Source organism: Variovorax sp. dw_308, from assembly GCF_019207085.1.
Classification (GTDB): domain Bacteria; phylum Pseudomonadota; class Gammaproteobacteria; order Burkholderiales; family Burkholderiaceae_C; genus Variovorax.
Genome location: NZ_JAATOM010000007.1, coordinates 201,956 through 226,296 on the forward strand (window position 1 = coordinate 201,956; position 24,341 = coordinate 226,296).

Annotated in this window: 21 protein-coding genes and 1 tRNA gene; 17 read left to right on the forward strand and 5 right to left on the reverse strand. The window is 67.6% G+C overall.

Annotated elements, in window-relative coordinates; genetic code table 11:
• Position 1: 1 nt before the first annotated feature.
• Positions 2–2,233 carry a cation-translocating P-type ATPase gene (locus HCU76_RS16800; protein ID WP_218510057.1) on the reverse strand — a complete coding sequence of 744 codons (2,232 nt, stop codon included), beginning with the start codon at positions 2,231–2,233 and terminating at the stop codon, positions 2–4.
• 130 nt (positions 2,234–2,363) lie between these two features.
• On the opposite strand from HCU76_RS16800, the gene HCU76_RS16805 reads away from it, so the two are divergent.
• From HCU76_RS16805 to HCU76_RS16830, 6 genes are all read left to right on the forward strand, one after another.
• Entirely contained in the window at positions 2,364–2,558 is a 195-nt protein-coding gene (locus HCU76_RS16805) for a heavy-metal-associated domain-containing protein (RefSeq protein WP_213959035.1), read from the forward strand.
• A complete protein-coding gene (gene cueR, locus HCU76_RS16810; RefSeq protein ID WP_213959036.1) occupies positions 2,555–2,956 on the forward strand; it encodes a Cu(I)-responsive transcriptional regulator in 402 nt (133 codons plus the stop codon). Before HCU76_RS16805 ends, cueR begins: the two co-directional genes overlap by 4 nt.
• A gap of 75 nt (positions 2,957–3,031) precedes the next feature.
• The gene (locus HCU76_RS16815; protein ID WP_213959037.1) at positions 3,032–4,093 is read left to right on the forward strand and encodes a cupin-like domain-containing protein; all 1,062 of its coding nucleotides are present in this window, start codon (positions 3,032–3,034) and stop codon (positions 4,091–4,093) included.
• A gap of 98 nt (positions 4,094–4,191) precedes the next feature.
• Positions 4,192–4,941: a two-component system response regulator CreB gene (creB, locus tag HCU76_RS16820; RefSeq protein WP_213959038.1), complete on the forward strand. Its 750-nt coding sequence runs from the start codon at positions 4,192–4,194 to the stop codon at positions 4,939–4,941.
• On the forward strand, positions 4,938–6,380 hold the full coding sequence (gene creC, locus HCU76_RS16825; protein WP_218510058.1) for a two-component system sensor histidine kinase CreC: 1,443 nt from the start codon (positions 4,938–4,940) through the stop codon (positions 6,378–6,380). The genes creB and creC overlap by 4 nt, the downstream gene beginning before the upstream one ends.
• 36 nt (positions 6,381–6,416) lie before the next feature.
• The gene (locus tag HCU76_RS16830; RefSeq protein ID WP_213959040.1) at positions 6,417–6,977 is read left to right on the forward strand and encodes a hypothetical protein; all 561 of its coding nucleotides are present in this window, start codon (positions 6,417–6,419) and stop codon (positions 6,975–6,977) included.
• 179 nt (positions 6,978–7,156) lie between these two features.
• Here the strand turns inward: HCU76_RS16830 and HCU76_RS16835 are convergent, their stop codons facing one another.
• Both HCU76_RS16835 and HCU76_RS16840 read right to left on the reverse strand, forming a co-directional pair.
• The gene (locus tag HCU76_RS16835) at positions 7,157–7,528 is read right to left on the reverse strand and encodes a DUF4148 domain-containing protein (RefSeq protein WP_213959041.1); all 372 of its coding nucleotides are present in this window, start codon (positions 7,526–7,528) and stop codon (positions 7,157–7,159) included.
• Positions 7,529–7,811: 283 nt separating this feature from the next.
• Positions 7,812–8,729, reverse strand: a complete 918-nt coding sequence (locus HCU76_RS16840; RefSeq protein ID WP_218510059.1) for a LysR family transcriptional regulator — start codon at positions 8,727–8,729, stop codon at positions 7,812–7,814.
• 110 nt (positions 8,730–8,839) lie between these two features.
• Between HCU76_RS16840 and HCU76_RS16845 the strand changes: the two genes are divergently transcribed.
• The 3 genes from HCU76_RS16845 to HCU76_RS16855 are packed head-to-tail and all read left to right on the forward strand — an operon-like array spanning position 8,840 to position 10,924.
• Complete coding sequence (locus HCU76_RS16845) at positions 8,840–10,087, forward strand: aromatic ring-hydroxylating dioxygenase subunit alpha (protein WP_213959043.1); 1,248 nt, start codon at positions 8,840–8,842, stop codon at positions 10,085–10,087.
• A gap of 2 nt (positions 10,088–10,089) precedes the next feature.
• Positions 10,090–10,560 (forward strand): aromatic-ring-hydroxylating dioxygenase subunit beta, encoded by a 471-nt coding sequence (locus HCU76_RS16850; protein ID WP_218510115.1) that lies wholly within the window; start codon positions 10,090–10,092, stop codon positions 10,558–10,560.
• Positions 10,561–10,609: 49 nt separating this feature from the next.
• Positions 10,610–10,924, forward strand: a complete 315-nt coding sequence (locus HCU76_RS16855; RefSeq protein ID WP_213959045.1) for a non-heme iron oxygenase ferredoxin subunit — start codon at positions 10,610–10,612, stop codon at positions 10,922–10,924.
• Between the two features lie 390 nt (positions 10,925–11,314).
• On the opposite strand, the gene HCU76_RS16860 is transcribed toward HCU76_RS16855, so the two are convergent.
• On the reverse strand, positions 11,315–13,708 hold the full coding sequence (locus tag HCU76_RS16860; RefSeq protein ID WP_256354235.1) for a penicillin-binding protein 1A: 2,394 nt from the start codon (positions 13,706–13,708) through the stop codon (positions 11,315–11,317).
• A 28-nt stretch (positions 13,709–13,736) separates the two neighbouring features.
• Positions 13,737–15,158, reverse strand: a complete 1,422-nt coding sequence (creD, locus tag HCU76_RS16865) for a cell envelope integrity protein CreD (RefSeq protein WP_218510061.1) — start codon at positions 15,156–15,158, stop codon at positions 13,737–13,739.
• A 190-nt stretch (positions 15,159–15,348) separates the two neighbouring features.
• Between creD and HCU76_RS16870 the strand changes: the two genes are divergently transcribed.
• From HCU76_RS16870 to HCU76_RS16905, 8 genes are all read left to right on the forward strand, one after another.
• Positions 15,349–17,415, forward strand: coding sequence for a VIT domain-containing protein (locus HCU76_RS16870; protein WP_218510062.1), 2,067 nt, complete (start codon positions 15,349–15,351; stop codon positions 17,413–17,415).
• A gap of 13 nt (positions 17,416–17,428) precedes the next feature.
• Positions 17,429–18,322 carry an exosortase Q gene (xrtQ, locus tag HCU76_RS16875; protein WP_218510063.1) on the forward strand — a complete coding sequence of 298 codons (894 nt, stop codon included), beginning with the start codon at positions 17,429–17,431 and terminating at the stop codon, positions 18,320–18,322.
• Positions 18,303–18,884, forward strand: coding sequence for a hypothetical protein (locus HCU76_RS16880; RefSeq protein ID WP_218510064.1), 582 nt, complete (start codon positions 18,303–18,305; stop codon positions 18,882–18,884). The genes xrtQ and HCU76_RS16880 overlap by 20 nt, the downstream gene beginning before the upstream one ends.
• A gap of 181 nt (positions 18,885–19,065) precedes the next feature.
• Positions 19,066–19,141, forward strand: a tRNA-Gly gene (locus HCU76_RS16885).
• A 415-nt stretch (positions 19,142–19,556) separates the two neighbouring features.
• Positions 19,557–20,813 carry a biosynthetic peptidoglycan transglycosylase gene (locus tag HCU76_RS16890; protein ID WP_218510065.1) on the forward strand — a complete coding sequence of 419 codons (1,257 nt, stop codon included), beginning with the start codon at positions 19,557–19,559 and terminating at the stop codon, positions 20,811–20,813.
• Between the two features lie 3 nt (positions 20,814–20,816).
• Positions 20,817–21,614: a GNAT family N-acetyltransferase gene (locus HCU76_RS16895; RefSeq protein ID WP_218510066.1), complete on the forward strand. Its 798-nt coding sequence runs from the start codon at positions 20,817–20,819 to the stop codon at positions 21,612–21,614.
• Between the two features lie 85 nt (positions 21,615–21,699).
• Positions 21,700–22,788 carry an ABC transporter ATP-binding protein gene (locus HCU76_RS16900; RefSeq protein WP_218510116.1) on the forward strand — a complete coding sequence of 363 codons (1,089 nt, stop codon included), beginning with the start codon at positions 21,700–21,702 and terminating at the stop codon, positions 22,786–22,788.
• 155 nt (positions 22,789–22,943) lie between these two features.
• On the forward strand, positions 22,944–24,224 hold the full coding sequence (locus tag HCU76_RS16905) for a PotD/PotF family extracellular solute-binding protein (RefSeq protein WP_218510067.1): 1,281 nt from the start codon (positions 22,944–22,946) through the stop codon (positions 24,222–24,224).
• Positions 24,225–24,341: the final 117 nt, after the last annotated feature.

Here is a 24,341-nt window from a genome sequence, read left to right on the forward strand (position 1 = left end):
TTCAGGCTTGCGGGCGCGACGGCTTCCAGCGCCGCAGCAACAGCGCGTTCGCCATCACGCTGACACTGGAGAGCGCCATCGCCGCGCCCGCCACCACCGGGCTCAGCAGGCCCAGCGCCGCGAGCGGCACGCCGGCCGCGTTGTAGGCAAAGGCCCAGAACAGGTTCTGCCGGATCTTGCCGACGGTGCGCCTCGAAAGCTCCAGCGCCTCGGCCACCAGCGCCAGGTCGCCGCGCATCAGCGTGATGCCGGCGGCCTCCATGGCCACGTCCGTGCCGCCCTGCGCATGCGCCATGGCGATGCCGACGTCGGCCGCGGCCAGTGCCGGTGCATCGTTGACGCCGTCGCCGACCATCGCGACCACGTGCCCGCCGTGCCTCAACGCGCCGACCACCGCCGCCTTGTCGGCCGGCAGCACCTCGGCGTGGACCTCCGCCGCATCGATGCCCAGGCGTGCGGCCATCGCGCGCGCCGCGCGCTGGTTGTCGCCGGAGATCATCACCACGCGCAGGCCGCGCGAGCGCAGCGCGGCGATGGCTTCGGCCGCATGCGGCTTGGGCTGGTCGCTGAAGGCCAGCAGCGCACGCAACACCGGGCGCGCGCCTTCGAACTGGAGCAGCGCGGACAAGGTCGCGCCCTGTTCCTGCAATGCCGGCGGCGGCTCGACCGGCACGCCGAGTTCCTCGCACCAGCGCAGGCTCGCCACGGCCCACTCGCTGCCGTCCACCACGCCACGCACGCCGCGCCCCGGCAGCGCCTGCACGTCACGCGCCGATGCCACCTGCAGGCCGCGCCGCTGCGCCGCCGCGATCACGGCGCGCGCCAGCGGATGGCCGACGCCGCCTTGCAATGCCGCCGCCACGCCCAGCAACGCCGCCTCCTGGCCCTCACCCTCGCCCACCGGCAGCAGGGCCGTGAGTTCCGGCGTGCCGAGCGTGAGCGTGCCGGTCTTGTCGAAGGCCACCGTGTCCACGCGATGCGCCAGCTCCAGCGCCTGCGCGTCCTTGATCAGGATGCCGCGCCGCGCCGCCACGCCGGTACCGGCAATCACCGCCACCGGCGTCGCCAGGCCCAGCGCGCACGGGCAGGCGATGACCAGCACGGTCACCGCATGCACCAGCGCCGGCTCGATTCCCGCGCCGGCCAGCAACCAGCCGAGCAGCGTCGCCAGCCCGATCAGCAACACCGCCGGCACGAACACGGCGGAGACCTTGTCGACCAGCTTCTGGATCGGCGCCTTCGCCGCCTGCGCGTCCTCGACCAGCCGGATGATGCGCGACAGCACGCTCTCGGCGCCGACTGCGCGCACCTCGACCACCAGCCGCCCGCCGCCGTTGACCGCGCCACCGGTCACGCCGTCCCCCACGCGCTTGGGCACCGGCAGCGGCTCGCCCGTCAGCATCGATTCATCCACCTCCGACTCGCCCTCCAGCACCCGCGCGTCGGCCGGCACGCGCTCGCCCGCCCACACCGCCAGCCGGTCACCCGGCATGACCTCGGCCAGCGGCAGGTCCGACTCCCCCCGCGGACCGAGCAGGTGCGCCACCTCAGGGCGAAGCTGCTGCAAGGCCCGGATCGCCGATGTCGCCTGCCGCTTGGCGCGCGCCTCCAGCCACTTGCCGAGGATGACCAGCGCGATCACCACCGCCGAAGCCTCGAAGTAGAGGTGCGGCGCCGCGTGCCCCGCATGCGCGCCCGCGCCGGCCCGCCACCAGAGCCAGAGCGACAGCCCGAAAGCCGCGCTCGTGCCCAGCGCCACCAGCAGGTCCATGTTGCCGGCGCCCGCTTTCAGCGCATGCCAGCCGGCGCGGTAGAAGCGTGCGCCCAGCCAGAACTGCACGGGCGCCGCCAGCAACAGTTGCAGCCACGGCGGCAACATGACCGCGAAGCCCAGCGGCGCCAGCAGCATCGGCGCGAGCAGCGGCGCCGACAACAGCAACCCTGCCGCGACCGGTCCGAAGCCCTGCCAGGCCGACACCGCCGGCCCCGCCCCGACGATCGCCGCGCGCGGCTCATAGCCCGCGGCACGCACGGCGCGGCGCAGGCGCGCATCCATGGCCTCGACCGCGCTCGCCCCGCCCCAGGCCACGCGCGCCGACTCCGTCGCCAGGTTCACCGTGGCCGCGGTCACCCCCGGCACCTGGCGCAAAGCGCGCTCGACCCGGCCCACGCACGAGGCGCAGGTCATCCCGCCCACCGATATATCCAGCATCGCTTCCTTCGAGGTATTCATGTCGCCCACCTGTTCACAGGCCCAAGGCTAAAGTCTCACACCGTGGCAAGGTCAAGTCCGACGTGCACGGCCGTGCCGCGTCGGCAGCATCCACACTCCGGACCGTCCAGAAAAATGAGGAGCACTACCCATGAGCCAGAAATTCCAGGTCGATGGCATGAGCTGCGCCCATTGCGCGGAAAGCGTGACGCAAGCCGTGAAGCAGGTCGACCCCGAAGCCCAGGTCACCGTGGACCTGCCCACCGGCCATGTGGATGTGCTGACCCACCAGGCGCGCGAAGACATCCGCTTGGCCATCGAGAACGCCGGCTACCGGGCGGCATGATGGCGCGCGTCGCGATCGGCGAAGCGGCGCGCCAGTCCGGCGTCTCCGCCCGCATGGTGCGGCACTACGAAGGGCTCGGCCTGCTGCCGCCGGTCGACCGCACCGACAGCGGTTACCGCCAGTACGGCGAGGCCGACATCCACACCCTGCGTTTTGTCAAACGCGCGCGCGACCTTGGCTTTCCGATGAACGAGATCGCGGAATTGGCCGGACTCTGGCACGATCGCGCCCGGACCAGCGCCAGCGTCAAGAGCATCGCGCAGCGGCACCTCGCCGACCTCGACCAGCGCATCGCCGCGATGCAGGCCATGCGCAACACGCTGACGCAACTGGTGGATGGGTGCCACGGCGACCTTCGGCCAGAGTGCCCCATCCTCGATGATCTGGCGGGAACGTGACTTTATCGGACGTTATCCGGAGTGTGCGAAGACTGGTGCATCGCCGCCATGCAGGGACGTTTGTAGGATTCGAGTATGCATTTGCAACCCCCGGCTGATCAGGGACAGTCGACACCCGAACCTTCGCCGGCCGACTATGCCGGGCGGACACGCGCGCCCTGGCTCCCGATCGAACGCGCGGATGCCGCGCGCCTGGACTACGAGGACTTCCTTGCCCGCTATGTGCATGCCGGCCGCCCGGTCGTCATCTCCAATGTCGCCAGCGAATGGTCGGCCATGCGCCAGTGGACGCCGGCGCATTTCAAGCAGCGCTTTGGCAGCAAGCCCGTGGCCATCGGGTACGGCCGCGACATGCCCTTCGACAAGTTCATCGACGAAGTGGCGGCCTCGAGCCCGGAGAAACCGGGCCCCTACATGTACCGCTCGTTCCTGCACGAGGTGCTGCCCGAGTTGCTGCCGGACGTGATCCCGCAGAACAAGTTCGCCTTTCCACGCCGCTACGCCAGCCCGCTGATGCCCGAGAAATGGCGCCGCCCCGACGGCTACCTGAAGCTGCTCGTCGGCGGCGTCGGCAGCAAGTTCCCGGTGATGCACTTCGACGGCGAGAACGCGCACGCGGTCATCACGCAGGTCTACGGCGACAAGGAATTCATCGTCTACGCGCCGGAAGACACGCCGAACCTCTATCCCAAGAAGTTCTTCCACAACCATTCGTTGATCGACGATCCGGTCATGCAGGACCTGGAGCGCTTTCCCCTGCTGGCCCGGGCCACGCAATACCGCACCATCCTCAATCCCGGCGACATGGTCTTCGTGCCGGCCAAGTGGTGGCACGTGGCGCGCGCGCTGTCGACCTCCATCTCGGTCTGCAGCAACATCCTCGACGGCTCCAACTGGGACGACTACGTCGAGGACGTCGCAGCGCAGGAAGCCGAAACCTCGCCGAGGCGCGGCAAGCTGATTCGCCGCTACCTGAAGGTCACGGGTCGCGTGCTCGGGAAGCTGGAAGCAGTGCAACACCGCTCGCCGGCACTCGCCCGCGCACTGTTGCTGCCGCGTTGGCTCGCACCGGTGTCGGCGGAAGTGGCGCCCGAGCCCTCGCGCGCGCAGTTGCAGATCCGCATTCCGACCAGCTGAGATCAGCCCGCCACCGGGCGCCTGCGGCGCTCCCTGTCGAGCAGGCGCATCCAGCGGCCCGGCGCAAGCCGGCTGGGCGAGTCGGTACCATTCGCGCCATGCCGCCCAAGCCCCGCATCCTGATTGCCGAAGACGAGTCGGGCATTGCCGACACCCTGCAGTACGTGCTGCGCAGCGACGGCTTCGAGCCGGTGTGGTGCGCGACCGCGGAAGACACGATCAAGTCCTTCGCCGCCGAGCCCCCCGCGCTCGCGATCCTCGACGTGGGCCTGCCGGACCTGAACGGCTTCGAGCTCTTCAAGCGGCTCCAGGGCATCACGCGCGCAGCGGGCGGCGTCGAGGTGCCGATGATCTTCCTCACCGCGCGCAGCGACGAGATCGATCGCGTGGTCGGCCTGGAACTCGGCGCCGACGACTACGTCGCCAAGCCCTTCTCGCCGCGCGAACTGGTGGCGCGCGTACGCACGGTGCTGCGCCGCAGCGGACGGGCGCAGGCGCCCGTGGCCGCACCTGTCGCGGTCGCGGCGCCAACACCCGCGCCGCAGCCCTTCGTGCTCGACGCCGAACGCATGCAGATCCGCTACTACGGCCGCGTGCTCGACCTCTCCCGCTACGAGTACGGCCTGCTCAGGCTCATGGTGCAACGCCCCGGCCGCGTGTTCACGCGCGACGAGTTGCTGCAACTGGTCTGGGACGACGCCAGCGAAAGTTTCGATCGCACGGTGGACGCCCACATCAAGACCCTGCGCGCCAAGCTCAAGGCCATCGCGCCCGAGGTCGAGCCGATCCGCACGCTGCGCGGCACCGGCTATGCGTTGAACGAAGAACTGCCTTCGGTGCGTGAGTGACGCAACGCACCCGCATCTTCATCGGCATCCTGCTGATCTACACCATCGGCATTGCGTTTTTGCTCTACCGCGTGGTGGCCGACATCGATCCGCGCTACCGCGAGTCGGCGGAAGAGTCGCTGGTCGAGACATCGCATTTGATGGCCAGCCTCGTCGAGCAGGACGTGATCGCCGGCGCGCTCAACACCGCGAGGCTGGAGCCACTATTTCGCTCGGTTTATGCGCGCCAGTTTTCGGCGCAGATCTACAACCTGCACAAGACCCAGGTCGAGCTGCGTGTGTACGTCACCGACCGCACCGGCCGCGTCGTTTTCGACTCGACCGGGCGCCAGCTGGGCCATGACTACTCGCGCTGGCCGGACGTGGCGCGCTCGCTGGCCGGCGAATACGGCGCACGCACCTCGCGCGACGTGGCCAGCGACCCGCGCTCATCCGTGATGTACGTCGGCGCGCCGATCCGCTGGGGCGAGGAAATCGTGGGCGTGGTGAGCGTCGGCAAGCCGGTGCAGAGCTTCGGCCAGTTCGTGGAGGACGCGCGCGCCCGCACGCTGTGGGTGGGCGTGGGTTCGGCCTTCGCGCTGCTGGTGCTGGCGATCATCATGTCGGTGTGGCTGGTGCGGCCCTTCGGGCTCATCTCCGACTACTGGAAGTGGGTGCGCAGCCAGCCGCGCCTGAGCGTTTCGCGCATGGTGCGCCACGCCGTCGACGTGCTGCGCGGCGGCATCGGCGAGATGCGCGATGCGCTCACCGGCCGCAACTACGTGGCCGACTACGTGCAGAACTTCACCCACGAGGTGAAGAGCCCGCTGTCGGCGATCCGCGGCGCGGCCGAGCTGCTGCAGGAACCGTCGATGCCGCAGGCGCAGCGCGAGCACTTCCTCGTCAACATCACGCGCGAGACGCAACGTATCCAGGAGATCGTCGACCGCATGATGGAGCTCACGGCCCTGGAGGCGCGGCGCACGCTGGACCGCGTGGAGCCGATTGCGCTGGCGGGCTTTCTCCAGGATGTGGCGGGCAGTGCGGGCGCTGCCGCGTCGGCGCGCGCCGTGTCGGTGCGGGTCGCCATCGACGCCCCTTTCGCGACCACCGAAGGCGACCCCTTCCTGTTGCGCCGCGCCGTGAGCAACCTGCTCGAGAACGCGATCGCCTTCTCGCCGCCCGGGCGCGAGGTGGTCGTCACGTTGCAGGCCAGCGCACGGCTCGCGCGCATCACCGTGCGCGACCGCGGGCCGGGGATACCGGACTACGCGGAGGACAAGGTGTTCGAGAAGTTCTATTCGCTGGCGCGACCGCACAGCCACAAGAAGAGCACGGGGCTGGGGCTGGCCTTCGTGAAGGAGATCGCGGGGCTGCACCGGGGGCATGTGGAACTGGTGAACGGGCCGGGCGGGGGGGCGCTGGCGACCTTGACCTTGCCGCTGGCGGCACGCGGGTGAGCAGCACCTGGCAATCGAAGACTACCGGAGGCTTGAATGCCGAAGAAAACTGTCCATGTCGCTCTGGACTGGCATCGTATTGACTGGATGCCGCATGAAACATGGAAGCAGGACATCGTTCCCAAGCTGACGGCGCTGGGCATCACACTGCAGAAGCTGAGGAGATGCCTCTATGTCATTCGCCTCGACGGCGACTTTTGCATCGACTATCCGCGCGGCGCGACGCCCACCCTGTACATCGGCGAAGGGAACTTCAACCAGCGCATCGGCCAGCACCGCAAATGGGCCAGGAGTCTCGAGAACCTGGTGGGTGATTTCGCATTCCAGGTCTGCATCGCCATTCCACGCGTGCAAGGCAACGATGAAGCCTACCGGGACGCCGAGGCGGCACTGATCGACTTCTTCGCCAAGACCTACGGGACCACGCCACTCTGGAACAAGCAGTACGAAACGCGTCTGTGTCCCCACTATGAGTACAGCGCGCAGTCGATGAAAGAGGCCATCAACAAGCGAAGTGGTGCGCGATATCAATGGGCGTTGCGTCCATTGAAGTCCACGCCTTTCCACCGCTACTACGAGCAGCCGCCTCGTGCATAGAAAGTGAGTGGGGAGAGAACCGCGGCACACCATCTCCCGGAACATCAAGTTCCAGCATCGATGCGCGCGGATCGCCTTGCAGGTAGCGGACCTGCATGAGGCACTGACGAAGAAGAGCCATTGAAAGACGAGAGACGGAAGCGGTGCCGGCGCACACGCGCCGGCACGTCGCGCGCCGCTTATTGCGCGACGGTCGGAGCCTTCTTGCTGGCTTGCACTTGCGCTTGTGCTGCGAGCGGATGCGGCATCGTCGACACGACGGTGCTGTTGACGCGCGAACCGCGCGACACGTTCTGGTCCGGTGCGTAGTTGGCATACACGGCCTCGGCGCGGACGGCGGATGCGTCGGCCTGTGCAACGAAGCGCTCGGCGCCGCGCGAACCGCGCGGAATGTTCTGGTCGGGCGCGGCCGCGGTGCGCACGGCGTCGGAGTACACGGCGTCACGGCTCGCGACCGAGACGGGAGCTTGAACGCCTTCGTAGGTCTCGGCGTGCAGGCCGGCAGCCAGCAGGGCCAATGCGCTCGCGGAGAGGATGTGAAGAGTCTTCATTTCGATGCCTTTGGTTGAGGGGTTTCTTGTGCGGCTTCCTTGCGGCCTCCGCGTGAAACGGATTTTCTGGCGCCCCCTCGGCGCGTGCGCGCCGCACATCGCGAACGCCACGTTCACGAAATCGAAACGATGAGGACACTGCTTTCGGTGCAGCGCGAATGCATCGCGCCGACGGCCTCATGCCACTTCGCAATCCAGCGCAGAGCAATGCGGAGCGCCACAGATATTGCTGTCGCACGGCAACTCGATCCAACGCAGTGACGTTCTGGACGGGGAAGCCGCATCAGCGCGCAAACATCCCGAAGATCACTTCCCGCAGCCACTGGTTCGCCGGATCCTGGTGATAGCGCGCATGCCAGAACAGCGTGATCGCGGTATCGGGCAGCGGCGCCGGATGCTTCACCCACGTCAGTCCGAAAGGCTCGACGATCTTCTCGGCCAGGCGCTGCGGCAGCGTGGCGATCATGTCGGTGCCGGCCAGGATGTGCCCGACCGCGACGAAGTGCGGCACGCGCAAGCGCACGGTGCGCTGGATGCCGCGGCGCTGCAAGGCATCCTCGACGCGGCCATGGCCGGTGCCCGCGGCTTCCACCACCACATGGTCGGCGGCCGCGAACTCGGCCAGCGTGATGCGTCGCTTGCCGTCGCTGCCGAAGTCCAGCGCATGGCTCTTGCGGAACACGCACACGTACCCTTGCGGAAACAGCCGGCGCTGCAGGAAGCCGGCCTTCAGTTGCGGCAGCAGGCCGAGCGCGAGGTCGACCTGTCCGGCGCTCATCGCATCCGACAGGTTCACCGCAGAGTTGCGCACCGTGCTGATGCGCACCTGCGGCGCCTGCGCCTTCAGCGCATCCATCAGCGTCGGCAGGAAATAGATCTCGCCGATGTCCGACATGCCGATGTTGAAGCTGCGCTGGCTCGTCGCCGGGTCGAAGCTGATGCGCTGGTTCATCGCGCCGTGCAGCAGCGCCAGCGCATCCGCCACGGGCTGCGCGAGCAGTTGGGCGCGCGGCGTGGGCACCATGCCGCCCGGCGTGCGCAGGAACAGTTCATCGCCCAGCAGCTTGCGCAGGCGGGCGAGCGCATTGCTCACGGCGGGCTGCGTGAGGCCGAGCGTGTCGGCTGCGCCAGACACGCGGCGCTCCATCAGCAACTGGTTGAACACCACCAGCAGGTTGAGGTCGATCTCGTGAAGGTCCATGCCTGCAGTATTCACCAACTTGATGTGCAGTATTCGCCGGATCCGATTGGCTGATACCCTCAAAACGGCCATCGTGGCAAGCGAGCGCCGCCCACGAGGAGACAACAGCCATGGCCCACGAAGCCGCCCTGCATTGGCACGACGCAGGCACCAGCCGCATCCCCTTCGCCGCCTACACCGACGACGCGCTGCACCGCGAGGAACTGGCGCGCCTGTTCTACACAAGCCACTGGTGCTATGTCGGCCTCGAAGCGGAGATACCCAACGCCGGGGACTTCAAGCGCACCGCGATCGGCGAGCGCTCCGTCATCATGGTGCGCGACGCCAACGGCACGGACGTGCATGTGGTCGAGAACGCCTGCGCGCACCGCGGCGTCGCCTTCTGCCGCGAGCGCCACGGCAACCGCAAGGAGTTCACCTGCCCGTATCACCAGTGGAGCTACACGCTCGATGGCAACCTCCAGGGCGTGCCGTTCCGGCGCGGCGTCAAGCAGGACGGCAAGGTCAACGGCGGCATGCCGGCCGACTTCAAGCCGGCCGAGCACGGGCTCACCAAGCTCAAGGTGGCCGTGCGCGGCGGCGTGGTGTTCGCCTCCTTCGACCACGATGTCGAGTCGCTCGAAGACTTCATCGGCCCGGCCGTGCTGCACTACTTCGATCGCCTGTTCAATGGACGCAAGCTGCGCATCCTCGGCTACAACCGCCAGCGCATCCCTGGCAACTGGAAGCTGATGCAGGAGAACATCAAGGACCCGTACCACCCCGGCCTGTTGCACACCTGGTTCGTCACCTTCGGGCTCTGGCGCGCGGACAACAAGTCGCAACTGGTGATGGATGGCCGCCACCGTCATGCGGCCATGATCTCCACGCGCGGCGCGCAGGGACAGGCCGGGCAGGTCACGCAGGTGTCGAGCTTCAAGGCCAGCATGCAACTGCAGGACCCGCGCTTCCTCGACATCGTGCCCGAGCCCTGGTGGGGCGGCCCGACCGCCGTGATGACCACGCTGTTCCCAAGCGTGATCCTGCAGCAGCAAGTCAACAGCGTGTCGACACGGCAGATCATTCCAGACGGCCACGGCGCCTTCGAGTTCGTCTGGACGCACTTCGGCTTCGAGGACGACACGGAAGAGATGACGCAACGCCGCCTGCGACAGGCCAACCTGTTCGGGCCGGCGGGCTTCGTGTCGGCGGACGATGGCGAGGTGATCGAGCTGTCGCAGATGAGCTTCGAGGCCAGGCCGTCGCACCGCACGCTGGTGGAGCTCGGCGGCCGCGAGGTCGGCGACACCGACCACATGGTCACCGAGACGCTGATCCGTGGCATGTACCAATACTGGCGCGAAGTCATGGAAGCATGACCATGCCGTTCGATCACTACCTCGAACTCGTCCGGCTCCATGCCGACTACGCCAGCGCCGTCGACTCCGGCCACTGGGACCTGTGGCCCGCTTTCTTCACCGACGATTGCGTCTACCGCATCCAGCCACGCGAGAACCATGAGCGTGGCTTTCCGCTGGCAACGCTCTCCTTCGAAAGCAAGGGCATGCTGATGGACCGCGTCTACGGCATCAAGGAGACGCTGTTCCACGACCCGTACTACCAGCGCCACGTCGTCGGTGCGCCGCTGGTGCACAAGGTCGAGGGCGATCGCATCGAGTGCGAGGCCAACTACGCCGTGTTCCGCACCAAGTTCAACGAGCTGACCACGGTCTACAACGTGGGTCGCTACATCGACACCGTCGTGCGCATGCCCGACGGCCTCAAGTTCGCATCGCGCCTGGTCGTCTACGACAGCGAGATGATTCCCAACTCACTGATCTATCCGCTATGAACATGAACGCCGTGCAGGACCGCTTGACGTGCAGAGCGTGGAGTCTTCGATGAGCACCCGGTGGATCGACATCGCCGCGGCCGACGCGGTGCCGCCGGGCGACGTCATCGGCGTGGAAACCGCCGGGCTCGACATCGCGCTGTTCGACGTCGACGGCACCATCCACGCGACGGACAACAGCTGCACCCACGGGGACGGCCGCCTGTGCGACGGCTTCCTCGAAGGCCACGAGATCGAGTGCCCCCTGCACCAGGGCAAGTTCGATGTGCGCACCGGCAAGGCCACCTATGCCCCAGCGGACAAGCCGGTCCGCAGCTATGCCGTGAAGATCGAGAACGGCCGCATCTGGCTCGCGGTGGGGTAAGGCGCACCTCCGAAGTCGATCGGATGAAGTACGCCAGTTAACGGCAAAGTCAGTGCCTGCAGAGGCCTGAATTGGTAACGTTGCGAGCGAGATCACGCCGACGGCGTACTCTGCTCCGCGAATATCCCCCGGCCTTCGGCCTCCTCCTCTGTTTCGCTGCGCAGAGCACACCATCGACGTGATCCGGACGCGCAGTGGTTGATCGACCGGCTCGACGCGACGTGTCCTGGGGTCGAGGGCATCGGGTGTCTCCCGCAGCGAAATAAAGGAGGAGGCCGAAGGCCGGGGGACATTCGCGGAGGGAGACACCCGGTGTCCTCGACCTCGCCCGCCCGGTCTCGTCGTTCGTGGAAGACGCTCGGCGTCAGAAGTACCGACGCAAGGCCCTGCTCAGCGAAACCAGTCGAGTATCCGATTGCGCTCCTCGGGGTGTGCAGGCGTTTCAGCGGGCGCAGGCGCGACCGTCACAGGCACCGGCGAACTCGGCCCGCCAACCTGCTGTTCCGCCGGCGGCGTAGGCGTCGCCGCGTCGAGGCCCAGGCTCGCCACGCCATGTCCCGGCGTGAAGTCGTCGAAGTACCAGTTGCCGTCGACATTGGCCACGCCTTCGGGCGCCGTCAGCGCAGCGACCGGCACGCCCTTCAGCGCCGTCTCCATGTAGCCGGTCCACATCGGCAGGCTCAGGCTGCCGCCGGTCTCGCCGCGCACGCCGAGCTGGCGCGGCGTGTCGTAGCCGACCCATGCGATGCCGACCATCGTCGGCTGGAAGCCCGCGAACCAGGTGTCGATGGAATCATTGGTGGTGCCGGTCTTGCCGAACAGGTCGTCGCGCTTCAGCGTCTGCCAGGCCTTGAAGGCGGTGCCGTGCTTCACCACGCTGTTGAGCAGGGTGCGCATCACGAAGGCGTTGCGCTCGGAAATCGCGCGCATGCTTTCATCGAGCACTGGCGCCTTGTTCTCGAACTCGACCTTGCCCTTGAAGTCGGTCACGCGCGTCACGAGGTAGGGGCTCACGCGATAGCCGCCATTGGCGAACACCGAGTAGGCCGTGGCCATCTGCATCGGCGTGACCGAGCCGGCGCCGAGGCCCATCGGCAGCACCGCCGGATGCTTGTCGCGGTCGAACCCGAAGCGCGTGATCCAGTCCTGCGCGTACTGCGTGCCGATCGCCTGCAGCACGCGCAAGGTGACCATGTTCACCGACTTCTCGAGCGCATGCTGGATCGTCATCGGGCCGGCGTAGGTGCCTTCGAAGTTCTTCGGCTCCCAGGGCGCGCCGCCAGTCGCGCTGCTGTCGAAGACCAGTGGCGCATCGTTGACCACGGTGGCTGGCGAGAAGCCCTTCTCCAGTGCAGCCGAGTAGATGAAGGGCTTGAAGGTCGAACCCGGCTGGCGCCAGGCCTGCGTCACGTGGTTGAACTTGCTCCTGTCGTAGTCGAAGCCGCCGACCAGTGCCTTGATCGCCCCGTCGCGCGGGTCGACGGCGACGAAGGCGGCCTCGACTTCGGGCAGTTGCGTGATCTCCCATGTGTTCTTTGGTGTCTTCGTCACGCGAATGACCGAACCGCGTCGGATCCTCAGGTTGTCCGGCGCCTTGGCGGCGAGGCTGGCCAGCATCGGCCGCAAGCCCTCGCCGGCGATCTGGAAGGAGTCGCCGTTGGCACGCACCGCCACGACTTCCTTCGGGCTCGCCGACAGCACCACCGCCGCCATCACATCGCCGTTGTCGGGGTGATCGGCCAGCACGCTGTCCACCGCATCGTCGAGCGCGGATTGCTCCTCCGGCAGGTCGACCGACTGCTCCGGCCCCCGGTACGGCTGGCGCCGCTCGTAGTCCATGACGCCGCGGCGCAGCGACCTGTACGCGGCCGCCTGGTCCGCCGCCACGAGCGTCGTGTAGACCTTCAGGCCGCGCGTGTAGACGCTGTCGCCGTACTGCGCCAGCATCTCGCGTCGCACGGACTCGGCCACGTATTCCGCATGCAGGCGCGAAGGGTCGGCCGCGTCGCGCAGGTGCAGTTCCTCGTTGCGCGCGGCGGTGGCCTGCTCCGCGGTGATGGCGCCGGTTTCCTCCATGCGGCCGATCACATGCAGCTGGCGCGTGCGAGCGCGCCGCGGGTTGACCAGCGGGTTGTTGGTGCCCGGCGCCTTCGGCAGGCCGGCCAGCATCGCGGCCTCCGCCGTCGTGATGTTCTTGAGCGGCTTGCCGAAGTAGCTTTCCGATGCGGCGGCAAATCCATAGGAGCGATTGCCGAGGTAGATCTGGTTCAGGTAGATCTCGAGGATCTGGTCCTTGCTGAGCGTGCTCTCCAGCTTGTACGCGAGCAGCGCTTCGTAGGCCTTGCGCGTCAGCGTCTTCTCGGAACTCAGGTACACGTTGCGCGCGACCTGCTGGGTGATGGTCGACGCGCCCTGTCGGCTGGATCCATGCAGGACGTTCGTGACGGCGGCACGCGCCAACCCGGCGTAGTCGATGCCGCCATGCGCGTAGAAGCGCGCATCCTCTACCGCGATCACCGCATCCTTCAACACCTTCGGCACCTCGCCGATGGGCACCAGGTCGCGGCGCTCCTCGCCGAACTCGCCGATGAGCACCTCGTCGCTCGAATACACGCGCAAGGGCAGCTTGGGCCGGTAGTCGGCCAGTGCCGACACGTCGGGCAGCTTCGGCGTGATCACCACCACCGCCACGCCCACCGCGCCAAGCACCAGCAGCGCGCCGGCAACCACCGCGCCGCCGCCCCATAGGACCACACGCTTCAGCCTGGGAGAACCATTCAACATCGGGGACTTGCGCTTTCTCATCAATCAATCAATTCGCCGAGGACGACGACGGCACGGGGCCTGCCGCATTCGCGGCGCCGGCCGACAAGGCATACCAGTCGACCTTGCGGGTTGCCAGCATCAACACGGCCAGCAGGCCGAAGACCAGCAGCGCGCCCAGCAGCAACGCATTGCTCTCCGATGCCAGCAGGCCATAGAGCGCGCCATACAACACCGCCACGTACGCGCCGAAAGACATGCCGCGCCGCCAGCCGCCCAGCACCGCGCTGAAGTACGCGGCCAGCAGCAGCACGCTGGCACTCGCGGCCCCAGCATAGGCCATTCCGAACGCGAGCTTCTCCGACAGCGCCAGCAACATCAGGAAGAACAGTGCGATCGACAAACCCACCAGGCCGTACTGCACTGGATGCATGCGCAACTTGCGGAAGAGTTCGAACATGAAGGCCGCCATGATCACCAGGCCGATGAACAGCACGCCGTATTTTCCCGCACGCGTGGACATCGAGTACACGTTGACCGGTTGCGCCAGCGATACGTCGAACGATTGCAGGAATGCCGGGTCCTTGCCCTTGCGTGCCACCACGCCGCTCAGCAGTTGTTCGCGCGCGGTCGTCACGAGCGATGACACGCGCCAGCGCGCCTCGAAGCCCTGCGCCGTGATGCTGCGCTCCGATGCCAGGAAGCGCCCGACAAAGCTCGGATGCGCCCAAGGCGAAACGAGATGCGCCGTCGTCTCCCCGCCAAGCGGGACCATCGACAAGGTCTCCTGCCCGACCAGCGCGAGCTTCAGTTCGAAGGGCAAGGGCTTGCCCGCCTTCCACGTCGCCAGCGCCTCGCCCGACAACGGCGCGTGAATCCCGCCGCCCAGCAAGCCATCGTCCGCGAGGCCGGGCACGCGCTGCGCGAAATGCAGCGACTCGCCCTGCACCCCCAGCGCGGGAGAGCCGTCGAGCCCGCGCAGATCGCTGACCTTGAACGCGATGTACGGCGTCCGGGTCTCGATCTGCGAATCGGTCTCGCTGTGCGGAACACTGGCCACGTCGAAGCCCGCGAAGCCGCCGTCCAGCGTTGCCTTGAGCGAGTAGAACGGCACCTTGAAGATGCCGCGATAGCGCTCTTGCGGCAGCAGGCTGCCCTCGAGGTGTTGCCGCTCGGGGAACACGATGTGCACTGCCTCCTTGCTGCGCTGCAGGTTGCGCAGGACGTTGCCTTCGGCATTGCGCTGCACCTCCGTCCATCGCTCCACATACGGCACCACGAGCAAGGGGCCGATCAGCTGCTGACTGTCCGTGTAGGTGCGGGCCAGCTCCTGCGCGGCCTCCCGCTGGCTCTGCCCGCGCTCGTGGTTCAACGCGTCGATCTGCGCGAGCGGAATGCACAGCAGCAGCGTGAGCAACAGCAGACCGGCGAGCTTGACCAGCATGGAATTCCTGAGCGCCTGGAAATTCATGGGGTACCTCCTCGATTTCGAAGCCGCGATGCTCGCCGCGCCGTCCGAAGCGGGTGTGAAGCCCTGTGCCGCCGGACTTCACACAGGCTTCACATTCGCGCTTCTTCATTCCCACGGCCTTCCAACTGGCTTCGCCTGCGCTCGCGACATTGAGGTCCGTGCAAGTTCGCACGACCGAGGAAACACAACAATGACGCTAGCCGCCTCTCCCCGTCACAGCCCCTGGCTCTGGTTCGCCACCGTGAGCGTTGCCACGACCTGCTTCGTGCTGCTGAGCACGCGCCCCGCCGCCGCGCAGGAGGCGCCGGGGCCGCGCCTGAAGACCGAGAGCCCGTACTTCTTCGTGAAGAGCGATTCGCCCGACACCGACCGGCTGCCGCTCAAGGCCACCGAGGTCAACGTGCATGTGTCCGGCGTGATCGCCGACGTGACGGTGACGCAGACCTATCGCAACGAAGGCCAGCGCCCGATCGAGGCGCGCTACGTCTTCCCGGGCTCCACCAGGGCGGCGGTGAGCGGTCTCAGCGTGCGCCTGGGCGACCGCCTCATCACCGCGCAGATCCGCGAGAAGCAGCAGGCGCAGATCGAATACAACACCGCCAAGGCCGAAGGCAAGACCGCCGCGTTGCTGGAGCAGCACCTGCCCAACGTGTTCCAGATGAACGTCGCCAACATCCTGCCGGGCGATGACGTGAAAGTGGAACTGCACTACACCGAGTTGCTGGTGCCGAACGCGGGCACCTACCAGTTCGTGTTCCCGACCGTGGTGGGTCCGCGCTATCACAGCCCGCTGGCCGATCCGGCCGCGACGAAGTGGGTGGCGCAGCCGACGCTGCGCGCCGGCGTGGCGCCCAACACCATGTTCAAGCTCAAGGTCACGATCGATACGCCGATGGGCATCAAGGAGATCCGCTCGGCCACCCACGCGATCGACGTGAAGAAAAACGATGAAGACAAGCATGCCGACGTGGCACTGACTGCCAGCAACGAGCCCGCCAACAACCGCGACTTCGTCCTCGACTACCGCCTGGCCGGCGAGAAGATCGAATCCGGCCTGATGCTCTTCAAGGGCCAGGACGAGAACTTCTTCCTCGCGATGATCGAGCCGCCCAAGTCGGTGGCCGCCAGCGCGATCTCGCCGCGCGACTACATCTTCGTGGTCGACATCTCCGGCTCGATGCACGGCTTTCCGCTGGACACCGCCAAGACCATGCTGGAGCGTCTGATCGGCGGCCTGCGCCCGAGCGACACCTTCAACGTGCTGCTGTTCTCCGGCAGCAGCCGGATGCTCTCGCCCAAGTCGGTGCCGGCCACGCGCGCCAACATCGAGCAGGCACTGGCCACCATCAACCAGTACCAGGGCAGCGGCAGCACCGAGCTGGTCCCGGCGCTCAGGCGCGCCTATGCCGAACCCAAGCCCGACAACGTCTCGCGCTCGATCGTCGTGGTGACGGACGGCTATGTGGACGTGGAGCGCGAGGCCTTCGAACTGGTGCGCAAGAACCTCGGCAAGGCCAACCTGTTCTCCTTCGGCATCGGCAGTTCGGTGAATCGCCACCTGATGGAAGGCCTGGCGCGCGCCGGCATGGGCGAGCCGTTCGTCATCACCGACCCGGTCCAGGCGCCCGAGCAGGCCGCACGCTTCAAGCGCATGGTCGAGTCGCCAGTACTCACGCATGTGAAAGCCACCTTCGGCGGTCTCGACGTGTACGACGTGGAACCGAGCGCACTGCCCGATGTGCTCGGCGAGCGTCCGGTGATCGTCTTCGGCAAATGGCGCGGCGAAGCCAGGGGCCGCGTCATCATCGAAGGCCAGGCCGCCAGCGGCCCGTATCGCCAGGAGGTGGCCATTGATGCGGGCACCCGCCAGGACACAGCCGCGCTGCGCACGCTGTGGGCGCGCCATCGCATTGCCGCACTGAGCGACCAGGAGTCGATCGAGCCCACGGACGTGATTGCCAAGCGCATCACCGACCTGGGCCTGCGCTACAGCCTGCTCACGCAGTACACCAGTTTCATCGCCGTCGACAAGGTGGTGCGCAACCCGGCGCCGCAGGATGCGGCGAGCGTCGACCAGCCGCAGCCGCTGCCCAAGGGCGTCAGCGAACTGGCGGTGGGCGGCGCGCCGACGCTGGGCGCCGAAGTGCCCAGCACGCCGGAGCCCGAACTGCTCGGCGCCGTGGCGGTGGTGCTGTCGATGCTGGCCATGCTGCGCCGCCGTGCGCGGCGCCAGGATGCACGTCGGCTGACGCATTGAGGGGATTTGCAAGATGTCACTCGCATCCCTCGCCCGGACCCATCCCCGCGTCGTGGACTGGAGCATCCGCCTCGACCGCGCACCCGCCGCGGGCTGGCTCGCGTTGCAAGCGGCGGCTCTGGCGCCGACCTGGCTCTGGATGGCCGCCCGCCTGCGCGACGGTTCCGACGATCCGCTGGGGCTGCTGGCCCTCGGCGCACTGGCGGTGCTGGCATGGCACACGCGGCGCGACCTGCGCGCCTCGCCGCGCCTCGGCTGGCTTGCGCTGGCGATGCTCGGCACGATCGCGGCCACGCTGCTGCGGCCATGGCTGCCGCCGCTGGTCTCGGGCCTGCTGGCGGTGCTGGCGCTGGCATGCGGGCTCTCAGCCTTCCTGCCGCGCCGCGTGGCCCTGCTGCCCGTGGCGGGCCTGGCCGTGCTCGCGTTGCCGCTGTTGTCCTCCCTGCAGTTCTATGCGGGCTATCCATTGCGCGTGATCACGGCCGAAGCCAGCCGCTGGCTGCTCGCGCCGGCCTTCAGCGTGATGCGCGAAGGCAGCACCTTGTTCGTCGACGGCCGCATGGTCATCGTCGATGCGCCCTGCTCCGGCGTGCAGATGGTGTGGCTCGGCTACTTCAGCGCCTGCACGGTCGCCTTGTGGGCCGGTCGCAGCGACCGCGACTTTCTCGCGCGCCTGCCCGTGGTGAGCCTGTTCGTGATGGCGGGCAACATCGTGCGCAATGCAGTGCTCGTGGCCTGCGAAGGCGCCGGTCGGCCGCTCGCGCCGTGGGCGCACGAGACGCTGGGCTTGATCGTGCTCTCGATCGTCTGCGGCGGCATCGCATGGGCCGTGTCGTCGCGCCGCATGCGCGCCGCCGCGCAACCCTTCCCCTTTCACGGAGGCCGCCATGTCGATGCAGTTGCTTGATCGCTTGCTGTTCGCCAACCATTTCATGCAGCGCATTGCGCACAAGGCGGCCTTCGCGGCGGCCATGGTGCTGTGCATCGCCTGGTGCGCCGCCACGGCGGTGCACGCACCGGCGGCCCCCGCTGTCGCGCAGCCGGCCACATCCACGGCGTGGCCCGACACCTGGGACGGCGCACGCCTGCGTCCCCTGGCGCTCAGCGAGGTGGAGCAGCGCTTTGCCGAACACTTCCCGGGCGACATCGCCCGTATGACCGACGGCGCGCAAACCCTTGTGCTGCGCGAAGTGCGTACACCCACGCGCATGCTGCATCCGGCAGCCGACTGCTATCGCGCGCTCGGCTATCGCATCGACGAGGCGCGGCTGGAACGCGACCCACGCGAGCGGCTGTGGCGCTGCTTCCTCGCGGACAGGCCCGGCACGCCCAGGTTGCGCGTGTGCGAACGCATCGTCGACGCGGCAGGCGCCGCCTTCACCGACACGTCGGCCTGGTACTGGGCGGCGGCCAGCGGCAAGTCCACGGGGCCATGGCAGGCCATCACGACGGCACGGGTGGTCGAATGAAACATGCACTTCTTGCCCCCTCTCCCTCTGGGGAGAGGGTTGGGATGAGGGCTCCGTGCCATTGATCATTCAGGGCGATGGACAGGCCCGATGCCCTCGCCCCGCCCCCTTGCTGCAAAGGCCCAACTGGCGACGCCCTGGGCGGGGCCGATTTTCGGCATATAATCATCGGCTCGGAAACGCGGGAATAGCTCAGTTGGTAGAGCGCAACCTTGCCAAGGTTGAGGTCGAGAGTTCGAGACTCTTTTCCCGCTCCAGTTTTCTTTATCGCAGTCCACCGGACTGCGATTTCATTTGTGCATTGCACTTCGCACCGCCTGAACTCGCTCGGGCCGCTGCCGGAACACCTGGCTCGCGTGCGACAAGATCCCAAAGCCTGACGACAACGCCTGTCGATCATCGCGCGATGCGCTTTCACAGGGGCCCGCCCCCCCTGCATGCCGGTGCAGTGTTTCTCGCTTGGCAGCACTTGATAAGGCCCATGGATTTGTCGTTCCGGCCAGGCGCAAGCCACCGTGATACCCGAAGGTATCGCGAGGACTTGCAACAACACCAAGGCGGCAAGGACGCGGTTCATCGACCCTCCGGATCGGCTGGACGGCTATGGTGCCGTCGCGCCGCTGTGGCAAGCTCGCATGCCGCAACTCAACGACTTCGACGAGACTGCACCCCGTGAAGAAGATCCTGCGCTACCTGCTCTACGTGGGCCTGGCCCTGGGCGTGACGGCGGCCGTGGCCGTCGTGCTGATCGTCAAGATCGCGCTGGCGCCAGCGGCCGGGGAGTGGGCGACGCGGGTGCAGGCCGGGCCGATCGGGTTCGACGTCGGCGTGCCGACGGTGATCCGCGTGGCCACCGCGCCATGGTTCGCGCCCTGGCTGGACGGCCGCTCCCTCGGTACCCGCTACGGCCCGGTCCGCTTTGCCTGGAACGACCCGAAGCAGACCCTCGAACTGGTCTGCGCCCCCTGCAGCGCCACCGTGCCCGAACTCGGCGCCAAGCCCATCAGCGTCGACCGCCTGCGCATCACCGTGCACCGCGACGTCGTCGTGCTGACCGGCACGCTGGAGGCCATGACGCCCGGCTCCACCGCCTCGACGCTGCGCGGCCATTGGGACGGCCGGCTCTCGCAGACCAAGCTGCAACTCAACGTCGACATGGACGAAGGGCCGATCGACAAGTGGTATGCCGTGTTCGCGCCGGCCGTGCCCGACCTGCAGCGCGCACGCATCGGCGGCGCGATGTCCTTGCGCGCGCAACTCGCGCTTCCGGCCGACAGCTTCACGGTGCAGCCGAAGATCTCGCAGTTCACCGTCGAGGGGCTGGGCACCGATGTGTTGCTGAGCAACCGCAGCAGTTGCGGCCCGTCGGCCAGGCTGTCGCCGGAGAGTTGGCTGGCGCGCGCGGTCATCGCAGCGGAAGACCAGCGCTTCTTCGAGCATCCGGGCTACGACCTGACCGAACTGGGTGCCGCAGCCGCCGCCAACCAGAAGGCCGGCCAGATCGCGCGCGGCGGAAGCACCATCAACCAGCAACTCGCCAAGATGCTGGTCACCGGCAGCGAACGCACCGGCGAGCGCAAGCTGCGCGAGATGCTCTATGCGGTCGAGATGGAACAGACGCTCGGCAAGGCCCGCATCCTGCAGATCTACCTCGACAACGCGCCCTGGGGCGACGGCATCTGCGGCGCCGAGGCGGCAGCGCGGCGCTACTTCAAGCGCGGCGCGGCGCGGCTCGACCCCTCGCAGGCCGTGTGGCTGGCCGCGATGCTGCACAAGCCCGATGCCGAACTCGCCGACTGGAAGCGCACGGGCAACATCAACACCGCGCGCGCCAAGTGGGTGGCCGAGAACATGCACACCGTGAGCAAGGGCCAACGCGATGCGACGGCGCGCACAGTGGCCAACGCCCGCTTCGCTCCACCGCCCTGAGGAATGACACAGGAAGACACCGAGGCGATCGAACGCGCCACCTTGGCGGCCGTCGCGCCGCGCGCCGTGGAGGAACTCGACGGATGGCTGCTGCCCTTCGACAGCGGAACGGTCGGCCGCGCGAAATCCGCCGTGCCGCTGCGCCATGAAGCGCCGGCGGACGCCGCCGGGCTGGCCGAATGGATCGGGCAACGCTATGCCGCGCAGGGCTTGCGGGCCGCGTTCCGCATCGCCGACCTGGCTTGCTTTGATGCCCTTCACGTAGCCCTGCAGGAACGCGGCTGCCAGCGCGGCAAGCCCACCCTCACCCAGACGGGCGACCTGCGCGCGCTGCTCGCGCTCGCCCCCGGCGCACCAGGCGACGTCGACACGGCGCCCGACGCCGGCTGGGCCTCGGTCTTCCTCGGCGAGGGCTTCGACCCGGTCGATGGCGAAAGCCGCGTCCAGGCCTTGAGCCGCGCCGCCGGCACGCTGTTCGGCAGCGTACGGGAAGACGGCCGCACCGTCGCCGCCGGGGCGATGGCGCTGGGCCACGGCTGGGCCAGCCTGCACGGCATGCGCACGGAGCAATCGGCATGGGGGCGCGGCCTCGCCGGACGGGTGATGGCCGGGCTGGCGCGAGCCGCCCTGGCGCGTGGCTACCAGCGGGTGTTCCTGCAGGTCGAGGCCGGCAACGCGCCGGCGCTGGCCCTGTACCGGCGCGCGGGGTTCACTTCGCAATGGACCTATGAATACTGGACGCAAGACCCTGTCGGCACGCATGTCGGCGCCACACCCGGCGCAGAACTGACCGGCCGCTGAGCCTCGCGAAGCGCCCGATCGTGGTGCATCCGGCGCGCCGCGTGGTAGCGCGCGCATTGGCACATGTCTTGCGATTGTCATGTCAATGCAAACTGTCGCCACCCCTCCTCCTGCGGCTGTTGAGATCGTCGCGCTGACCAAGCGTTATGCGGCCGGCACGCCTGCTGCCGTCGACCAGATCGACCTGCGCATCGAAAGCGGCAGCTATTGCTGCCTGCTCGGCCCCTCCGGCTGCGGCAAGAGCACCACGCTGCGCATGATCGCCGGGCATGAATCGGTCTCCACCGGGGACGTGCTTCTGGACAACCGCAACATCACCAACCTGCCCGCCGCGGCGCGCGGCACGGCCATGATGTTCCAGAGCTTCGCGCTGTTCCCGCACCTCTCCGCGCTCGACAACGTGGCCTTCAGCCTGAAGATGAAGGGCGTCGGGAAGAACGAGCGCCACAAGCGCGCCGGCAACCTGCTCGAACGCGTCGCCATGGGTCACCTGGCCGACCGCAAGCCGGCCGAGCTCTCCGGCGGCCAGCAGCAACGCGTCGCGCTGGCCCGCGCGCTCATCACCGAACCGCGCGTGCTGCTGCTGGACGAACCGCTGTCGGCGCTCGACCCCTTCCTGCGCATCCAGATGCGCGCCGAGCTGCGCCGCTGGCAGAAGGAGCTGGGGCTCACCTTCATCCATGTCACGCACTCGCAGGAAGAAGCGATGGCGCTGGCCGACACCATGGTCGTGATGAACCACGGCCTGATCGAACAGGTCGGCTCGCCGCACGCCGTCTACAACCATCCGTCGAGCGAGTTCGTCGCACGCTTCATGGGCGGGCACAACGTCATCGATACGCCCGCAGGCCCCATCGCGGTGCGCAACGATCACATGCGCATTCGTGGTGCAGACGAGTCCGGCCTTGGTGCGGTGATCACCGATGTGGAATACCAGGGCACCTACGTGCTGCTCGGGCTGGAAGTCACGCAGGCCGCCGACGGGCGCAAAGGCGTGTCGGTGCTGCTCAACGAGTCGACCTTCCTGGGGCATCCGTACAGCGCAGGCGACCACGTCACGCTGTCGTGGGACGCCGCGGATGCCCGGGTGCTCGGGCCGGGTGTCAAGCGGCCTTCCGCACGCAGCACCCCCGGCCGCACGCCGCGGGATGAACTGGCTGCGGAAGCGGCCTGAAGCGCATGGCTTCCACGCGCCTCGACGTCGTGCGCCCGCCGTCTCCCGTGGCAACCGCCTGTCGCCCCTGCAGCGGTCCGACGCCGGGCTGACCCCGACTCCTTGCGCTTTTCACGTTGCTTTCCCTGTTCACCACCAACTCTGGAGGCCTTCCCATGTCCGACCCGACCGATTCTTCCAACCAAGGCATCCAACGCCGCGCGCTCGTCAAGGGCGGCGCGGGCCTCGCCGGCATCCTGGCCACGGGCATGGCCCCCTTCGTCCACGCGCAGGAAAAGATCGTGCTGCGCTACCTCGGCACCGCGGTGAACCAGGACAAGGCCATCGGCGAGAAGTTCAAGGCCGACACCGGCATCGAGATCCAGTACGTGGCCGTGACCACCGACGACGTGACCAAGCGCGCCGTCACCGCGCCCAACAGCTTCGACCTGATCGACACCGAGTTCTTCTCGCTCAAGAAGATCGTGCCCACCGGCAACCTCAAGGGCATCGACACCAAGAAGATCAAGAACGCCGACAAGATCACGTCGCTGTTCACCAAGGGCGAAGTCGCCGGCAAGAAGGTCGGCGACCAGGGCACGGCACCGAAGAAGGTGATCTACCTCGAAGGCGAGAAGTCGAAGAAGTTCTCGGCCACGCCGACGCAGTTCATGTCGTTGATCCCGACCACCTACAACGCCGACACGCTGGGCATCCGCCCCGACCTGATCAAGCGCCCGATCGACTCGTGGGCCGAGCTGCTGAACCCCGAGTTCAAGGGCAAGGCCGCGATCCTGAACATCCCATCGATCGGCATCATGGACGCGGCCATGGTGGTGGAAGCCAAGGGCATCCACAAGTACGCCGACAAGGGCAACATGACCAAGCAGGAGATCGACCTCACGATCAAGACGCTGATCGAAGCCAAGAAGGCCGGCCAGTTCCGCGCGCTGTGGAAGGACTTCAACGAGTCGGTCAACCTGATGGCCTCGGGCGAGGTGGTGATTCAGTCGATGTGGTCGCCCGCCGTGACCGCCGTGCGCACCAAGGGCATCGCCTGCAACTTCCAGCCGCTGAAGGAAGGCTATCGCGCCTGGGCCGCCGGTTTCGGCCTGCCGGCCACCTTGAGCGGCAAGAAGCTCGACGGCGCCTATGAATTCATCAACTGGTTCCTCGACGGATGGGCCGGCGCCTACCTCAACCGCCAGGGCTACTACAGCGCTGTGCTGGACACCGCCAAGACCAAGATGGAGGCCTACGAGTGGGCCTACTGGATGGAAGGCAAGCCCGCCACGCAGGACATCAAGAGCCCGCAAGGCGACGTGCTGGCCAAGACCGGCTCGGTGCGCGACGGCGGCAGCTACGAGCAGCGCATGGGCGGCATCGCCTGCTGGAACGCGGTGATGGACGAGAACGAGTACATGGTCCGCAAGTGGAATGAATTCGTCGCCGCCTGATTGACTCCCTCTCCCCTGCGGGGAGAGGGTTGGGGTGAGGGCGGCGGTGGTTGATGCAGTGCCTTCGTAACCGCCGCCAGCCCTCACCCTGCCCTCTCCCGGAGGGAGAGGGGAAAG

Excerpts from the sequence above, each read along its gene's own strand:
- HCU76_RS16800 (WP_218510057.1), bottom strand. The coding sequence starts at position 2,233 with ATGAATACCTCGAAGGAAGCGATGCTGGATATATCGGTGGGCGGGATG.
- HCU76_RS16805 (WP_213959035.1), top strand. The coding sequence starts at position 2,364 with ATGAGCCAGAAATTCCAGGTCGATGGCATGAGCTGCGCCCATTGCGCG.
- cueR (WP_213959036.1), top strand. The coding sequence starts at position 2,555 with ATGATGGCGCGCGTCGCGATCGGCGAAGCGGCGCGCCAGTCCGGCGTC.
- HCU76_RS16815 (WP_213959037.1), top strand. The coding sequence starts at position 3,032 with ATGCATTTGCAACCCCCGGCTGATCAGGGACAGTCGACACCCGAACCT.
- creB (WP_213959038.1), top strand. The coding sequence starts at position 4,192 with ATGCCGCCCAAGCCCCGCATCCTGATTGCCGAAGACGAGTCGGGCATT.
- HCU76_RS16830 (WP_213959040.1), top strand. The coding sequence starts at position 6,417 with ATGCCGAAGAAAACTGTCCATGTCGCTCTGGACTGGCATCGTATTGAC.
- HCU76_RS16835 (WP_213959041.1), bottom strand. The coding sequence starts at position 7,528 with ATGAAGACTCTTCACATCCTCTCCGCGAGCGCATTGGCCCTGCTGGCT.
- HCU76_RS16840 (WP_218510059.1), bottom strand. The coding sequence starts at position 8,729 with ATGGACCTTCACGAGATCGACCTCAACCTGCTGGTGGTGTTCAACCAG.
- HCU76_RS16845 (WP_213959043.1), top strand. The coding sequence starts at position 8,840 with ATGGCCCACGAAGCCGCCCTGCATTGGCACGACGCAGGCACCAGCCGC.
- HCU76_RS16850 (WP_218510115.1), top strand. The coding sequence starts at position 10,090 with ATGCCGTTCGATCACTACCTCGAACTCGTCCGGCTCCATGCCGACTAC.
- HCU76_RS16855 (WP_213959045.1), top strand. The coding sequence starts at position 10,610 with ATGAGCACCCGGTGGATCGACATCGCCGCGGCCGACGCGGTGCCGCCG.
- HCU76_RS16860 (WP_256354235.1), bottom strand. The coding sequence starts at position 13,708 with ATGTTGAATGGTTCTCCCAGGCTGAAGCGTGTGGTCCTATGGGGCGGC.
- creD (WP_218510061.1), bottom strand. The coding sequence starts at position 15,158 with ATGAATTTCCAGGCGCTCAGGAATTCCATGCTGGTCAAGCTCGCCGGT.
- HCU76_RS16870 (WP_218510062.1), top strand. The coding sequence starts at position 15,349 with ATGACGCTAGCCGCCTCTCCCCGTCACAGCCCCTGGCTCTGGTTCGCC.
- xrtQ (WP_218510063.1), top strand. The coding sequence starts at position 17,429 with ATGTCACTCGCATCCCTCGCCCGGACCCATCCCCGCGTCGTGGACTGG.
- HCU76_RS16880 (WP_218510064.1), top strand. The coding sequence starts at position 18,303 with ATGTCGATGCAGTTGCTTGATCGCTTGCTGTTCGCCAACCATTTCATG.
- HCU76_RS16895 (WP_218510066.1), top strand. The coding sequence starts at position 20,817 with ATGACACAGGAAGACACCGAGGCGATCGAACGCGCCACCTTGGCGGCC.
- HCU76_RS16900 (WP_218510116.1), top strand. The coding sequence starts at position 21,700 with ATGCAAACTGTCGCCACCCCTCCTCCTGCGGCTGTTGAGATCGTCGCG.
- HCU76_RS16905 (WP_218510067.1), top strand. The coding sequence starts at position 22,944 with ATGTCCGACCCGACCGATTCTTCCAACCAAGGCATCCAACGCCGCGCG.